The organism is Streptomyces sp. WM4235 (assembly GCF_001279725.1).
Lineage (GTDB): Bacteria > Actinomycetota > Actinomycetes > Streptomycetales > Streptomycetaceae > Streptomyces.
The window spans coordinates 25,558-40,110 of record NZ_LGDE01000440.1 but is presented as its reverse complement, the minus strand read 5'-3'; the positions used below and the strand labels follow the sequence as shown (position 1 = coordinate 40,110).

Annotated in this window: 16 protein-coding genes; 10 read left to right on the top strand and 6 right to left on the bottom strand. The window is 71.3% G+C overall.

Annotated features, from left to right (window positions below; translation table 11 throughout):
- Both ADK55_RS29290 and ADK55_RS29285 read right to left on the bottom strand, forming a co-directional pair.
- The coding region (locus tag ADK55_RS29290; RefSeq protein WP_234350300.1) for a cytidylyltransferase domain-containing protein at positions 1 to 761 on the bottom strand (761 nt) is incomplete at its 3' end.
- A complete protein-coding gene (locus ADK55_RS29285; RefSeq protein WP_053682851.1) occupies positions 758 to 2,176 on the bottom strand; it encodes a DUF6716 putative glycosyltransferase in 1,419 nt (472 codons plus the stop codon). The genes ADK55_RS29285 and ADK55_RS29290, both read right to left, overlap by 4 nt.
- 155 nt (positions 2,177 to 2,331) lie before the next feature.
- Here ADK55_RS29285 and ADK55_RS29280 point away from each other — a divergent pair, with 155 nt between their 5' ends.
- Both ADK55_RS29280 and ADK55_RS29275 read left to right on the top strand, forming a co-directional pair.
- On the top strand, positions 2,332 to 3,306 hold the full coding sequence (locus tag ADK55_RS29280; protein WP_053682848.1) for a glycosyltransferase family 2 protein: 975 nt from the start codon (positions 2,332 to 2,334) through the stop codon (positions 3,304 to 3,306).
- Entirely contained in the window at positions 3,303 to 4,631 is a 1,329-nt protein-coding gene (locus ADK55_RS29275; RefSeq protein WP_053682846.1) for a polysialyltransferase family glycosyltransferase, read from the top strand. The genes ADK55_RS29280 and ADK55_RS29275 overlap by 4 nt, the downstream gene beginning before the upstream one ends.
- Positions 4,632 to 4,672: 41 nt before the next feature.
- Here the strand turns inward: ADK55_RS29275 and leuE are convergent, their stop codons facing one another.
- Both leuE and ADK55_RS40795 read right to left on the bottom strand, forming a co-directional pair.
- Entirely contained in the window at positions 4,673 to 5,317 is a 645-nt protein-coding gene (leuE, locus tag ADK55_RS29270) for a leucine efflux protein LeuE (RefSeq protein WP_053682845.1), read from the bottom strand.
- A 281-nt stretch (positions 5,318 to 5,598) separates the two neighbouring features.
- Entirely contained in the window at positions 5,599 to 5,859 is a 261-nt protein-coding gene (locus tag ADK55_RS40795) for a hypothetical protein (protein WP_053682843.1), read from the bottom strand.
- Between ADK55_RS40795 and ADK55_RS29260 the strand changes: the two genes are divergently transcribed.
- Positions 5,858 to 6,478 (top strand): L,D-transpeptidase family protein, encoded by a 621-nt coding sequence (locus ADK55_RS29260; protein ID WP_053682841.1) that lies wholly within the window; start codon positions 5,858 to 5,860, stop codon positions 6,476 to 6,478. The genes ADK55_RS40795 and ADK55_RS29260 overlap by 2 nt on opposite strands.
- 200 nt (positions 6,479 to 6,678) lie before the next feature.
- Here the strand turns inward: ADK55_RS29260 and ADK55_RS29255 are convergent, their stop codons facing one another.
- Positions 6,679 to 7,698, bottom strand: coding sequence for a hypothetical protein (locus ADK55_RS29255; protein ID WP_053682839.1), 1,020 nt, complete (start codon positions 7,696 to 7,698; stop codon positions 6,679 to 6,681).
- Positions 7,698 to 8,453 (bottom strand): RNA polymerase sigma factor, encoded by a 756-nt coding sequence (locus tag ADK55_RS29250; RefSeq protein ID WP_053682837.1) that lies wholly within the window; start codon positions 8,451 to 8,453, stop codon positions 7,698 to 7,700. The genes ADK55_RS29255 and ADK55_RS29250 overlap by 1 nt, the downstream gene beginning before the upstream one ends.
- On the opposite strand from ADK55_RS29250, the gene ADK55_RS40790 reads away from it, so the two are divergent.
- The 7 genes from ADK55_RS40790 to ADK55_RS29215 all read left to right on the top strand — a co-directional run bounded on the left by ADK55_RS40790 (position 8,357) and on the right by ADK55_RS29215 (position 14,477).
- Positions 8,357 to 9,409, top strand: a complete 1,053-nt coding sequence (locus ADK55_RS40790; RefSeq protein ID WP_323178895.1) for a 2-oxo-4-hydroxy-4-carboxy-5-ureidoimidazoline decarboxylase — start codon at positions 8,357 to 8,359, stop codon at positions 9,407 to 9,409. The genes ADK55_RS29250 and ADK55_RS40790 overlap by 97 nt on opposite strands.
- A gap of 152 nt (positions 9,410 to 9,561) precedes the next feature.
- Positions 9,562 to 9,942, top strand: a complete 381-nt coding sequence (sdhC, locus tag ADK55_RS29240) for a succinate dehydrogenase, cytochrome b556 subunit (RefSeq protein WP_078999536.1) — start codon at positions 9,562 to 9,564, stop codon at positions 9,940 to 9,942.
- A gap of 5 nt (positions 9,943 to 9,947) precedes the next feature.
- Positions 9,948 to 10,439 (top strand): succinate dehydrogenase hydrophobic membrane anchor subunit, encoded by a 492-nt coding sequence (locus tag ADK55_RS29235; RefSeq protein WP_053682833.1) that lies wholly within the window; start codon positions 9,948 to 9,950, stop codon positions 10,437 to 10,439.
- Positions 10,440 to 10,462: 23 nt separating this feature from the next.
- Entirely contained in the window at positions 10,463 to 12,217 is a 1,755-nt protein-coding gene (gene sdhA, locus ADK55_RS29230; protein ID WP_053682830.1) for a succinate dehydrogenase flavoprotein subunit, read from the top strand.
- Positions 12,217 to 12,984 carry a succinate dehydrogenase iron-sulfur subunit gene (locus ADK55_RS29225; protein WP_053682828.1) on the top strand — a complete coding sequence of 256 codons (768 nt, stop codon included), beginning with the start codon at positions 12,217 to 12,219 and terminating at the stop codon, positions 12,982 to 12,984. The genes sdhA and ADK55_RS29225 overlap by 1 nt, the downstream gene beginning before the upstream one ends.
- Before the next feature lie 122 nt (positions 12,985 to 13,106).
- A complete protein-coding gene (locus ADK55_RS29220; RefSeq protein ID WP_053682826.1) occupies positions 13,107 to 13,622 on the top strand; it encodes a hypothetical protein in 516 nt (171 codons plus the stop codon).
- A 93-nt stretch (positions 13,623 to 13,715) separates the two neighbouring features.
- Positions 13,716 to 14,477 (top strand): alpha/beta fold hydrolase, encoded by a 762-nt coding sequence (locus ADK55_RS29215; protein WP_053682825.1) that lies wholly within the window; start codon positions 13,716 to 13,718, stop codon positions 14,475 to 14,477.
- Positions 14,478 to 14,553: the final 76 nt, after the last annotated feature.

The following is a 14,553-nucleotide window of genomic DNA, read 5'->3' as shown; positions in this document are numbered from 1 at the left end:
GGGTGTGGTTCGGGGCGGGGTCCGGGTTCGGGTCCGGGTTCGAACAGCGGGGCGACGAGGCGGGCCCGGGCCAGGTCGTGCGGGTCGTCGATCTCCAGCACCCGCGCCGGGTCGGTGGCGACGGGCAGGGTGCGGCCGAAGAAGCGGTGCCGGGCGGTACGGAACCCGGCGGCGGCCATCGCGTAGGCGGCGCCGGTCTCCAGCAGGTCCTGGGGTCGGTCCTGGCGGCGGGGGCGGTGGGTCGTCTCGTGGTTGACCCCGAGGCCCGAGCCGTCGGTGTCCGTCCGCCAGAGGAAGCCGTGGAAGGGGGCCACGGTCAGGGCGGAGTCCGCGGCGCCGGAGGCGACGGCGGCGGCCACGGACTCGACGTCGGAGTGGGTGAGGAAGGGGCTCGTGCACTGGACCAGGAGGACCACGTCGACGGTGACGGAGTGGAGTTCCTCGAACGAGTCCAGCGCGTGCAACAGGGCGGCCTCGCTGCTCGCGGTGTCCCCGGAGAGCGCGGCGGGGCGGCGCACCGCGTGGGCCCCGGCGGCCCGGGCCGCCCGTGCGATGGCCTCGGAGTCGGTGGAGACGAGCACGTCGGTGACGGTCGGCGCGGCCAGGCAGGCGCGTACGGCCCGTGCCACGAGCGGGGTTCCGCCGACGAGGGCGAGGTTCTTGCCGGGGACGCCCTTGGAGCCGCCGCGGGCGGGGATCACCGCGAGCACCCTCGGCCCGGAACCCGCGACGCGGGTCAGGGGTGCGCGGCGGGTGCTCACAGCTCCCCCAGGCGTCGGATCACGGGGGCCACCCGTTGGACGCCGTGCCGGTAGGCGCCCCGCGCGGCCTCGCGCAGGTGCGCGCGGAGCCAGCGGCGGGCCGGGGACCGCCCCGCGTCCCGTCGGACGGCGCCGGGCAGCGGGGTCCCGTCGGGGGCGAGGTGGTGGCGGGCGAGGATGCCCGGGAGGTATCCGGGGGCGGTGACCGGGGTGTAGTACGGGGCCACGGGCGGGAGTTGGGCCTTCCCCAGGAGGTCGGCGAGTCGTGCGCGGGCGGCATCGAAGGGGTCGGCGGATCCGGTCGGGGCCGTGTCGGCGTTCCGTGCGGCGGCGCCCGGGCCGGCGATCGGGGCCACGCCCTGGTCGGCGAGCCAGTCCGGGTCCGCGCGCGGCAGCAGTCCCTCGTCCAGTTGGTCCCAGGAGGCCAGGCAGCCGGAGCCGAGGAAGTGGTGGTTGCCGAGCGCCTCACGGATGCCGAGGTCGGTCAGGACGGCGGTCGGGATGCCCCGGTGCAGGGATTCCAGGGCGGCGGTGGAGGACACCGTGACCAGCAGGTCGGCGTCGTCCAGTACCTCGCCCATGTTCCCGTACACCAGTCGGCAGTTGGCGGGCATCCCCCCGGGCAGCCGGTCGGCGAGGCGCTGGTAGGGGTGCTCCTCCAGGTGCGTGGTGTGCTCCCCGGGCCGGCTGCGGAGTTTGACCGACACCTGTCGGTCGGGGTGGCGTCGGGCGTGCCCCGCGGCCCGCGCGAGGAGGTACGCCCGGTCCGCGCGGCTCTCCGGCACGGAGGGCTGGACGGCGAAGACGACCGTCCGGGCGCGGCCCGTGTCGGGCACGTGGGGGGCGCCGCCCAGGAAGGGCAGCGCGGTCTCGGTGACGGCGTCCGGATCGGCGCCCACGCCTTCGTACACGGCGCGGAACCGGCCCGCGTCGTGACGGGAGTTGGCGAGGACGAGGTCGGCGCCGTGCCGCAGCAGCAGACCGTCGGCGAGTTTCTCGTAGACGACCCCGACGTAGCCGGTGACGAACACGGGGCGGGCGGCCGGGTCGGGCCACAGTGCGCGGGCCCCGTGCAGTACGGCCTGGACGGCGCCGCCGACGAGGGCGAGGACGACCACGTCGTGGCGGTCGCGTCCGGGGGCGATCTCCGCGAGGAACTCGGCGCAGGTCACCTCGGTCGGTCCGGGGGGGCCGTCGGCCGTTCCCGCGGCCGTCCGCACGCCGACCTCGCCGAGTTGGCGCGCCGTGGGGGTGGCCCGGCCGCGCAGCAGGTATCCGGTGGGGAGGTGGTCGGGTGCGAGGCGGCGCGCGGTGAGGGCACCCCATTTCCACCGCGTGTCGGAATCTGCGAGTACGGCGATGCGTCGATCGCCACGACTGCTACTGGCTGGCACCCGGCCGAAGCTATTCCGCATTTCCGGTGATCGGCCCAACGAGCGCACAACAGCTGGTTAACAACCCGTCGACGGAATGCGAAAGCGGACCGGTTAACGCGCCCGCCCCGCGTCGTTCACATGGAATACGCGCCCGGGTCACGGTGAATGCCGGACGGCGCCCTAATGTCTCGCTGGTGGTGAAGCTCTCTGTCGTCGTGCCGTTCTTCAACGTGCAGACATACGCCCCGGATGCCCTGAAAAGCCTCGCACTCAATGCTCGGGAGGACTTCGAGTTCCTGCTGGTCGACGACCGGTCGACGGACGGGACGCCCGAACTGTTGGAACGGGCCGCCGCCGAGCTGCCCGGCGCGGTGTTCCTCGGACGGGACGAGAACGGCGGCCTGGCCACCGCCCGCAACACCGGGTTGGACGCGGCGCGCGGCGAGTACCTCGCGTTCCTCGACGGGGACGATTGGCTGGCGCCCGGTCACCTGGCCCGCACGGTGGCCGCCATCGAGGCCCTGAACTGCGATTTCGTCCGTACGGACCATGTTCAGGTCACGGGGCGGGCGCGCAGTGTGCAGCGCGTCCCGTACGGGCCGCAGGGGGTGGTGGCCGATCCGCGTGCCGGGATCCTGCCGGCCGGGCGGGCCACGGCGGTGGACTATCCGTTCGCCTGGGCGGGGATGTACCACCGGCGGCTGCTGGACCGGGGTCTGCTGCACTTCACCGACGGGCTGCGGACGGCGGAGGACCGGCCGTGGATCTGGCGGCTGCACCGGGAGGCGAGGTCCTTCGCGCCGGTCGGATTGCCGGGGGTCTTCTATCGGCGGGGCATTTCCACCTCACTGACCCAGATCGGCGACGAGCGTCAGCTCGATTTCATTCGCGCATTCGATCAAGTCCTTTCGGAGGCGGCGGCCGACCGGGAATCCGATCTACTGCTACCGAAAGCCGTTCGCACGTATTGCGCCATCATCGCGCACCACATCGGATCCATCGAAAGGTTCGAACCGGCCGTGGCCAGAAAACTCCGCGCGATGAGCGCGGCAGCCCTCGCGCGCATGCCCCGCGCGGTGTTGGAGCAGGCCCTGGACTCGATGGACAACGAGCGCTCGACGCTGCTGCGCAGGCTGCGCCGCCGCGGCCCGGCGGGAGCCGCCGCGTGAACGTCACCCAGATCTTCCTCGCCTCCACCCCGTACGGCGCGGCGACGCTCGCGGCCGGCGTCGACGCGGGGGTCTTCCCGCCCGCCGACCGGCGGATCCTGCTGACGAGCAACCACTCCGTCACCCCCGAGATCACCCCCGGGCTCACCGCGATGCCGGGGTTCGACGCGCTGCGCCGACGCTTCGACGAGGTGCGCGACTGGAACGCCTTCATCGCGCCACAGCATCCGGGCACCTGGACCCCGCGCACCGAGGACGTCCCTTTGTGGGAGCGGCAGTTGAGGGCGTCGTGGGGGCTCGGGGAGGACCGGGTCGAACTGGTCGTGGAGTCCCTTCAGGTGCCGCCGGCGCAGGGCCTGTGCCAGGTGTTCCCGGGCGCGGCCGTCGACGTGTACGCCGACGGGCTGATGAGTTACGGCCCCACCCGCGTCCGGCTCGACCCGCGGATCGGGATGCGGGTGCGGCGGGTCCTGCACCTGGACCTGGTACCGGGCTTGGAGCCGTTGCTGCTGACGGAGTTCGGCGTGCCGGCGGAACCGGTGCCCGCGGCGGACTTCCTGAAGGTGCTGGCGGAGCTGACCTCGTACGGGGAGCCGCCGGCGCACGTCGGTGAATCCCCGGCGGTCCTGTTGGGCCAGTACCTCGCCGCGCTGGAGCTGCTGTCCGCGGCGGAGGAGGAGGACCTGCACGTGGAGATGGTGCGCGGCGCGTACGCCCGGGGCCATCGGGAGCTGGTCTTCAAACCGCACCCGAGCGCGCCGGCGGCGTACTCGCGGCGGGCGGAGGAGGAGGCGCGGCGGTTGGGGGCCCGGCTGACGGTGATCACGGAGCCGGTGTTGGCGGAGACCCTGTACGAGCGGCTGCGGCCGGCGCTGGTGGTGGGCTGCTTCTCGACGGGCCTGTTGACGGCGTCGACGCTGTACGGGATCCCGGTGGCCCGGACCGGGACGGGAGCCATGCTGGAGCGGTTGACCCCGTACGAGAACAGCAACCGGATCCCGTTGGTCCTGGTGGACGCGCTGCTGCCGGACCTCGCGGGGTCGGGTGAGCCCCCGCGCGCCGTCGACCTGCCCGCCCTGGTGGCGGCGGTGGGCTTCACGATGCAGCCGCGCGTGCTCGCGGAGCGGCGGGCGGACGTGGAACGCTTCCTGGCCGCGCACCCGACGGCGGACACCGCCCGGTACTTCAGGCGCCGCCGGCTGACGGCGCTCGGCCTGCCGGGCGGGGTCCCGGCGCGGCTGTCGTTCCTTCCGCGCAACCGGCTCGTGCGCCGGGCGGGCCGTCGGCTGCTGCGCCGGTTCCCGGTGCTGCGCCGGCTGCGCTGACGCCCGGCGGGGGGGCCGGTCCGGCTCCCCCGCGCGGCCGGTCAGCCCGTGGCGAGTTTGGCGGCGAAGCCGAGGAAGAGGACGCCCGCGGCGGAGGTCGCGCCGGCGGACAGCCGCTTGCGGCGGCGGAAGGCCGCCGACAGTCGGGTGCCGGTGAAGATCAGGGTGGACAGGTACAGGAAGCTGGCGAGCTGTGACAGCGTGCCGAGGAGCAGGAAGGACAGGGCGGGGTAGGCGTACCCGGGGTCCACGAACTGCACGAAGAACGACAGCAGGAACAGGATGGCCTTGGGGTTGAACAGGCTGACCACCAGCGCCCGCCGGTAGGGCCGCTCGTCCGCCGCGGCGGGTTCGGCCAGCGCCTCCTCCTGGCGCAGCGCCCGGTCGCGCCACATCCCCCACGCGGCCCGCATCATGCCCACGGCGAGCCACGCCAGGTAGCCGGCCCCGAGCAGTTTCACCACCGTGAACACCACCGGGCTGGCCTGGAGCAGCGCGCCCGCGCCGGCGGCGGTGAGCACCATCAGGACGGTGTCCCCGGTGAACACGCCGCAGGCGGCCTTGTACCCCTCCCGGACTCCCTTGCGTGCCGCGACGGACAGCACGTACAGCGAGTTCGGTCCGGGGAGGAGGACGATCAGGACAAGGCCCGCGAGATACGTCGGCAGATCGGTGACACCCAGCATTCCGCGAGTGTCCCACGCCGGTCGGAACGTCCGACAGTCATTTCACCGCCGCCCGCCGGAGGGCCTCCCCGTCCGTCCGGTACGCGCCACGCGCCGCCGTCCTTCGTGGAACCGACCGGCCCGGGACTGATACAACCTTCCCCGGCCGATGCCCGGGTCGTCCGCGCCGTGACGGTCGCCGGTCACAATGGCGCAACATCCCGCGAGCGACCGCAACTCTCCTTGGCCCTGAGACATCACCTAGTTACACAACGCTGAAATCGGGGGACCACAATGCCACGTCAGAGAGTCATGATCCGCACGCTCGGGTTGGCCACCGCCGTCGTGCTCGCCGCGACCGCCTGTGGACCGCAGAAGTCGGAATCCAAGGGTTCCGCCTCCTCGGCTCCGTCGGCGTCCACGGCGGCGCCTTCCCCTTCCGCCTCGCCTTCCGGCTCGGACGACAAGCCCGGCGGCGCCTCACCGTCGGCGTCGTCCTCGTCCTCGGCGTCGGAGTCCCCGTCGGCCTCCGTCTCGCAGTCGCCCGCCGTCAAGCCGATCATGGCGAACGGGGACGAGAGCGAGCAGATCCGCGAGCTCCAGGCACGGCTCAAGCAGCTCAAGCTGATGTCGGTGGCGCCCACCGGCTTCTACGGTTCGAAGACGACCGCCGCGGTGAAGACCTTCCAGTCGGGTCACGGCCTGCCCGCGACCGGTTCGGTGGACGACGCGACCTGGAAGAGCGTCCAGGGGGTCAGCCGGAAGCCGACCGAGGCGGAGCTGCGTCCGCCGACCACCATCGAGGTCGACACGCCGGACCCGCGGTGCATGCAGGGCCGGGTGATGTGCATCAGCAAGGAGAGCCGGACCCTCGCCTGGATGATCGACGGCAAGATCGTCTCGTCGTTCGACGTGCGCTTCGGGTCGGAGAACACCCCGACCCGCGAGGGCGAGTTCAAGGTCGAGTGGAAGGCCAAGGACTGGACGTCGACGATCTACCACACGCCGATGCCGTACTCGATGTTCTTCAGTCAGGGCCAGGCGGTGCACTACTCGTCGGACTTCGCGGCCCGCGGGTACTCCGGCGCCTCGCACGGATGCGTGAACGTCCGGGACAAGGTGAAGCTGGCGGCGCTGTTCGACCAGGTGAAGGTGGGCGACAAGGTCGTCGTCTACTGGTGATCCGCGAGCGCGGCGGGGTCCGGAGGCGAGTGTCGGGGTCCGGAGGTAAAGGGCGCGGGCAGGGCCGGGGGAACGTGCCCCGCCCGCGCCGGTTGCGCAGAGCCCAGGGGTACGGGGGGAACCCCGGCTCATGCGCGGCCGATGACCAGTCGGCTCGATATGTACTGCGCCGGCGATTCGAAAAGTGTTACAGCGACGGTTCAGCTCTTCGTGCGGAAGCCGAGCGCGCCACCCGGGTTCAGGGTGGGCGACTGCGGAACGGTGCTCCCGTCGTTGCTTCCGGGACCGCTCTTGGTGCCTTCGGGGCCGTCCAGGAGGGCCTCGCAGAAACGCGCGATGTTGGCCCGGTTCTTGGCGAGACGGATCAGGTGGTCGCGCCGCTCGCCGACGATGTGGCCCATGCGGTACTCCTCGCACAGGTCCCTGGCCGCCCGCACCCTGCTCTCGCGCTCGCGGTCCTTGCCGCCGCCGGCGGGAGTGGAGTTGCCGAAGCCCTTCTCGTCGGGCCGCTCCTGCGCGGTGTCGTCCGTGCCGACGGGTCCGGAGCTCGTGGCGATGGGGCCCGCGGTCGGTCCCCCCACGGTCTCGGGCGTCATGCGGGACCCGCCGTCCGGGGTCGCCGAGACCCCCGGGGAGCCGGCGGTGGCCCCGCCGCCGTCCCGCATCGGGGTGGTGGGACGCGGCTGCGGGGCGGTGGGCGACGGGCCCACGAGGTCACCGGACGCCGTGGGGTCCGAGTCGACGCCGACCGAGACGCTGGGCAGCGGACCCGCTGCCTCGTGCGCGGGCCGGTCCAGCAGCCCGGTGCCCACGGTGGCCGCCAGCCCGCCGACGGCGACGCTCGCCAGGGCTGCCGCCAACCCCAGTCGCACGGGCGCGGCGCGTCGTCGCGGCGCGGGTACGCGGACGCGCACGGGCGGCGCGGGAACCAGGTCCACCAGGACGTCACGTTCGGCCGTCGGGTCGGCGTCGGCGCGCTCCGTCGGGCTCGTCCCGGGCCGGGCGACGCCGTGGGCCTTGCGGAACGCGGCCAGTGCGGCGGCCTCGCCGGGCAGTTCCCGCCCGGGGGCCATGGGTGGGGTCAGCGCGTCGAGCGCCGTGCGCAGTCGGGCCGCGGCGGCCCGGTCGCGCGGGTCGGCGTCGGGACCCAGCGGTGGTTCTCCGCGCAGCAGTCTGTCCGCCGCGGCTCTGTCCAGCCACCTGTCGCGCTCGTCGGCCATCACATGTCCTTCTGCGTCCGCCAACGTGAATGCGTCACACCGGTTTGTTCCACGAGGCCCCCGCCGCGGCCGCGCTGCGCCGGGACCGCGTCGAGATCTCGTACGCCTGAACCGCCCCTGGCCTGGCCTTCGGCATTATGACCGAAGTGGAGGGCGGTCCCCGCGTCCGGATCGGACAGCACGAGGGCGTCGGGATCGACGCCGGCCTCGGCGCCCAGCAGTTCGGCGAGCTTCTTCAGGCCCCGGTGCGCGGCGGTGCGCACCGCGCCCGGGCGCTTGCCGAGGGTCTCGGCGGCGCTCTTGGCGTCCAGGCCCACGACCACGCGCAGGACGACGGCCTCGGCCTGGTCCTGCGGGAGCTGGGCTATGAGCGCCATGGTGAGGCCGGTGGAGAGGGACTCCATGGCCGCGCCCGCGGTGTCGCAGTCCGCGGCGTGTCCGGTCAGTTCGCTCTCGTCGCCGCCGATGGCGGGACGCCGTCCGCGCATGCGGATGTGGTCGAGGGCCCGGTTGCGGGCGATGCGGGCGGCCCAGCCGCGGAAGCGGTCGGCGTCGCCGGTGAAGGAGGCGAGGTCGCGGGCGATCTGCAGCCAGGCCTCGGAGGTGACGTCTTCCGCGTCGCCGTCACCGACGAGCGTGCGTACGTATCCGAGCAGGCGTGGGTGCGCGGCGCGGTACACAGCACGGAACGCGTTCTCGTCGCCGTCCTGTGCCGCGAGCACCGCGGCGGTCAGCTCCGCGTCGTCCCCCAGCAAAGTCCCCAACCCGTTCACTGTCCTGTACGTGTGGCGCAAATCCGCACGTTACGGCTTTCAAGTACCTCTCGTCCACGAGTTCTACAGCCGGCGACCAAGCCTGTGCGGAGCGGGGTGTGACACAAAACGCATCCGAGGCGCTGACAGGGATACGGGCTTGTCGCACGAGTCCGTGTCGGACGGCGACCGGGGCCTCTCCTGTGGGGGGTGGCGGCCTCGGTCGCCTTCCCCTCTTCGGGCTGGTCATACACGCCAGACGTCATCCTTTCGGCTCACTTACGGGTGAAATCCCCGAATGGGTACGACACACCCTGCCCTGCGTCGCTAGCGTGGCGACACACCCACGCCGCGCCCCGAGGAGCCCCCCGCTGTCCAGCCACCTTCCGGCACAGGTTCGTGGCGGCTCCGACCCTTCCCGCGGATCCGGGCTGACGCGGTTCAACGCCCTCTCGCCCGACGCGGCCCACGCGGCCCTGTCGTTCTGCTGCGGCAGCCGACGCTGGGCACACCGGATGACCGCGCACCGACCGTATCCGGACATCGCGTCGCTGTTGGCGGCGGCCGACGAGGCCTCGTACGACCTCTCCCAGGCCGATCTGACGGAGGCCCTGGCCGGCGAGGCCTCGGCGGAACTCGGACACGGGGCCTCGTACGCCGCCCGGCTCGCCCTCGACGCGGCCCGGGCGGAGTACGAACGAACCTTCGGGCACGCCTTCGTGATCTGCCTGGACGGGCACCCCCCGGAGGAGCAGGCGGACCAGCTGTTGGCCGCGATCCGCCGCAGGATGGCTCACGAGGTGGACGAGGAACGCTCGATCTCCGCCGACGAGCTGCGCCGACTCTCCCAGGCCCGACTCGCCGGTCTGTTGGACCGACTGCCCGCCCTCTTGGACCGACTGACCTCGTCCGATGGGCTGTCTGCGGCTGATTTCGGGCTATTCGCCCCTGTGGGATAGTCCGTCCGTGCCTGTTTGATCACACCGATGGACCCGGCGCAAGGGAACCGACAAAGCGTCGCTACGATGTCCGGGGCCGGAGGACCGTACCCGGCCGGGCCCGACCGACAAAGAAGCCGGCTGGCCCCCGCCCCGCTTCCGGAGGGTTTTCCGTGCCGGCTGGAACGTTGTACCGCGGCCGGGAAGGAATGTGGTCCTGGGTGGCTCATCGAGTCACCGGCGTCCTCATCTTCTTCTTCCTGTTCGTACACGTCCTCGACACCGCTCTCGTCCGCGTCTCCCCCGAGGCGTACGACGATGTCGTGGCTACCTACAAGACTCCGATCGTCGCGCTGCTGGAGTACGGCCTCGTCGCCGCAATCCTGTTCCACGCGCTCAACGGTCTCCGCGTGATCGCCGTGGACTTCTGGGCCAAGGGCCCGCGCTACCAGAAGCAGATGCTCTGGTCCGTCGTGGTCATCTGGCTCGTCCTGATGGCCGGGGCCCTGTACCCCGTCCTGGGTCACGCCTACCTCGAACTGTTCGGGAAGTGACACGCATGTCTTCTGACACTTCTCCCAACATGACCAAGACGGCCATCGGCGACGTCGAGGGAGTCTCCCTCTACGACGTCGAGAACCCGGCGCCGTACATCGAGGCCCCGCGCAAGCGCACCGGCAGGACGCCGCGCTCGACCCGCGGCAACTTCGAGATGGTCGCGTGGCTCTTCATGCGCCTCTCGGGCATCGTCCTGGTCGTGCTCGTCATCGGCCACCTGCTCATCCAGCTGGTGCTGGACGGCGGCGTCTCCAAGATCGGCTTCGCCTTCGTGGCGGGCCGCTGGGCGTCCCCGTTCTGGCAGGTCTGGGACCTGCTGATGCTGTGGCTGGCCATGCTGCACGGCTCCAACGGCCTGCGCACGGTCATCAACGACTACGCGGAGCGCGCCAACACGCGGCTGTGGCTGAAGGGCCTGCTCTACACCGCCACGGTGTTCACCATTCTTCTGGGCACGCTGGTGATCTTCACCTTCGACCCGAACATCCGCTAGGCAACGGGGCTGAGGCGAAACCAATGAAGATCCACAAGTACGACACCGTCATCGTCGGCGCAGGTGGTGCGGGCATGCGCGCCGCCATCGAGTCGACGAAGCGCAGCCGCACGGCCGTGCTGACGAAGCTTTACCCCACCCGCTCCCACACGGGCGCCGCGCAGGGCGGCATGGCCGCCGCGCTGGCCAACGTGGAGGACGACAACTGGGAGTGGCACACCTTCGACACGGTCAAGGGCGGTGACTACCTGGTCGACCAGGACGCCGCCGAGATCCTGGCGAAGGAGGCCATCGACGCGGTCCTCGACCTGGAGAAGATGGGCCTGCCGTTCAACCGCACCCCGGACGGCACCATCGACCAGCGTCGCTTCGGCGGCCACTCGCGCAACCACGGCGAGGCGCCGGTCCGCCGGTCCTGCTACGCCGCGGACCGCACCGGTCACATGATCCTCCAGACGCTCTACCAGAACTGCGTCAAGGAGGGCGTGGAGTTCTTCAACGAGTTCTACGTCCTGGACCAGCTCCTGGTCGAGGAGGACGGCGTCAAGAAGTCGGCCGGCGTGGTCGCGTACGAGCTCGCCACCGGCGAGATCCACGTGTTCCAGGCGAAGTCCGTCATCTACGCCTCCGGCGGCACCGGCAAGTTCTTCAAGGTGACCTCCAACGCGCACACCCTCACGGGTGACGGCCAGGCGGCCTGCTACCGCCGGGGCCTTCCGCTGGAGGACATGGAGTTCTTCCAGTTCCACCCGACGGGCATCTGGCGCATGGGCATCCTGCTGACGGAGGGCGCCCGCGGTGAGGGCGGCATCCTCCGCAACAAGGACGGCGAGCGCTTCATGGAGAAGTACGCGCCGGTCATGAAGGACCTCGCGTCCCGTGACGTCGTCTCGCGCTCCATCTACACGGAGATCCGCGAGGGCCGCGGTTGCGGTCCCGCCGGGGACCACGTGTACCTGGACCTCACGCACCTCCCGCCGGAGCAGCTCGACGCGAAGCTCCCGGACATCACGGAGTTCGCGCGCACCTACCTGGGCATCGAGCCGTACACGGACCCGATCCCGATCCAGCCCACCGCGCACTACGCCATGGGCGGCATCCCGACCAACGTCGAGGGTGAGGTGCTGGCCGACAACACCACCGTCGTGCCGGGCCTGTACGCGGCCGGCGAGGTCGCCTGCGTCTCCGTGCACGGCGCGAACCGTCTGGGCACCAACTCGCTGCTGGACATCAACGTGTTCGGCAAGCGCTCGGGCATCGCGGCCGCCGCGTACGCCCACGCGCACGACTACGTCGAGCTGCCGGAGAACCCGGCGCAGCAGGTCGTCGAGCTGGTCGAGCACCTGCGCAACTCCACGGGCCACGAGCGGGTCGCCGAGCTGCGTCTGGAGCTCCAGGAGACGATGGACGCCTGCGTGATGGTGTTCCGCACGGAACAGACCATCAAGACCGCGGTCGACAAGATCGCCGAGCTGCGCGAGCGCTACAAGAACGTGTCCGTGCAGGACAAGGGCAAGCGCTTCAACACGGACCTGCTGGAGGCCATCGAGCTGGGCAACCTGCTCGACCTGGCCGAGGTCATGGCCGTGTCCGCGCTCGCGCGCAAGGAGTCCCGCGGCGGTCACTACCGCGAGGACTACCCGAACCGCGACGACGTCAACTTCATGCGCCACACCATGGCGTACCGCGAGGTCGACGACAACGGCACGGACTCGATCCGTCTCGACTACAAGCCCGTCGTCGTCACCCGCTACCAGCCGATGGAGCGTAAGTACTGATGGCCACCCCCACCCTGTCCAAGACGGACGAGATGGAGGCGGCGGCCGCCGCCTCGCCGTTCATCACGGTCACCTTCCGGATCCGCCGCTTCAACCCCGAGATCTCGGACGAGTCTCAGTGGCAGGACTTCCAGATCGAGATCGACCCGAAGGAGCGCGTGCTCGACGGTCTCCACAAGATCAAGTGGGACCTCGACGGCACGCTGACCTTCCGTCGCTCGTGCGCGCACGGCATCTGCGGCTCCGACGCGATGCGGATCAACGGCAAGAACAGGCTCGCCTGCAAGACGCTGATCAAGGACATCAACCCGGAGAAGCCCATCACGGTCGAGGCCATCAAGGGCCTCACGGTGATGAAGGACCTCATCGTCGACATGGAGCCCTTCTTCCAGGCGTACCGGGACGTCATGCCGTTCCTGGTCACCAAGGGCAACGAGCCGACGCGCGAGCGCCTGCAGTCCGCCGAGGACCGCGAGCGTTTCGACGACACCACCAAGTGCATCCTGTGCGCCGCGTGCACGTCCTCGTGCCCGGTGTTCTGGAACGACGGCCAGTACTTCGGCCCGGCGGCGATCGTCAACGCGCACCGCTTCATCTTCGACTCGCGCGACGAGGCCGGTGAGCAGCGGCTGGAGATCCTGAACGACAAGGACGGCGTGTGGCGTTGCCGCACGACGTTCAACTGCACCGACGCGTGCCCGCGTGGCATCGAGGTCACGAAGGCGATCCAGGAAGTCAAGCGTGCCCTGATCACGCGCCGCTTCTGATCCGACGCCTGTCGCCGCGGGCCCGCACCTTCCTTTACGGGGGTGCGGGCCCGCGGCGTTTCCCGGACCGTTTCGCGACCGGGGGGCGCGGGCCGCCGACGTGCTGTGGAAGGATCGTGCGCATGAGCGAGCAGCAGCCGAACCCGTACTCCGGTGACCCGGGCGCCGAGGGCCCGCAGGACGACTACAGGTGGGGCCCCGGGAACCCCGGTTACGGCTACCCGCAGCCCTACTCGGCCTACCAGCCCACCCTCGGGGGCGGAATGCCGATGGGCGCCCCCGGCCACGGTCAGGGCGGGGGGACCCTCTCCCTCGGCGACATCACCGTCTCCGGCGACCAGATCATCACGCCGGCGGGCACGATGCCGCTCAGGGGCGCGGTGTGGAACGCCATGGACATGTCCCGCACCGAGGAGAAGATCCCGACGCACGCGATCGTGCTGGCGATCTGCTTCGCGTTGTTCTGCCTGGTCGGCCTGCTGTTCCTGCTGATGAAGGAGAAGGTGACCACGGGCTACGTCCAGGTCACCGTCACCAGTGGCGGCCGCCACCACTCCACGATGATCCCGGCGACGGACGCGTACACCTTCCAGTGGGTCATGGGCCAGCTCAACTACGCGCGCTCGCTCAGCATGTGACGCGACGCCCGGGGCCCCACGCCCCGGGCCGACCGCCCTCCCGGCGCCCGATATCCGGTGGTGACGTGGCGGGCGGGGCGCGAGGATCGGTCCATGATCCTCGCTCATGATGTGGCCGGGCCCCAAGACGGGCCGGCCTTGGTGTTGTTGCACTCCTCCGTCTGTGACCGACGCATGTGGGACGGGCAGTGGGCCCCCCTGGTCGAGGCCGGGTTCCGGGTGGTCCGGCCCGACTTCCGCACCTGTGGCGAGTCCCCCGCCGCGACGGCCCCGTACAGCGACGACGGCGACGTGCTCGCCCTGTTGGACGCGCTCGGCATCCGGCGGGCCGCCTTCGTCGGCTCCTCGTACGGCGGCCGGGTCGCCCTGCGCCTCGCCGCGCACGCGCCCGAGCGGGTCCGCGCCCTGGCCCTGCTCTGTCCGGCCCGGCCGGCGCACCGGCGGGGAGCGGCCCTGACGGCCTTCAACGCCGCCGAGGCGGCCCTGTTGGAGGCCGGGGACCTGGCGGGCGCGGCCGAGCTGAACGCCCGCCAGTGGCTCGGGCCGGACGCCGACGGGGCGGCGCACGCCCTGGTGCGGGAGATGCAACTGGCCATCTTCCGTGCCGGGCTGTCCGCCGACGGGGAACTCGAACTCCCCGAGCCGCCCGTCGATCTCGCCGGCATCGAGACCCCCGTCCTCGCCGTGGGCGGCGCCCACGACATCCCCGACTTCCGCGACTTCCCCGCCGAACTGCCGTCCCTGGTCCCGAACGCCGAGCACGTGGAGCTGCCCTGGGCGGGTCATCTGCCGTCGCTGGAGCGTCCCGAGGAGACGGCGGCGCTGCTGTTGGGGTGGGCGGCGCTCCGGTTCTGACGGAGGGCGGGCGCGGGCCCGAACGGAAGGCTTGAACCTGTTCAAAAATGGGTCTACAGTCGTGGACGTCAGCAGT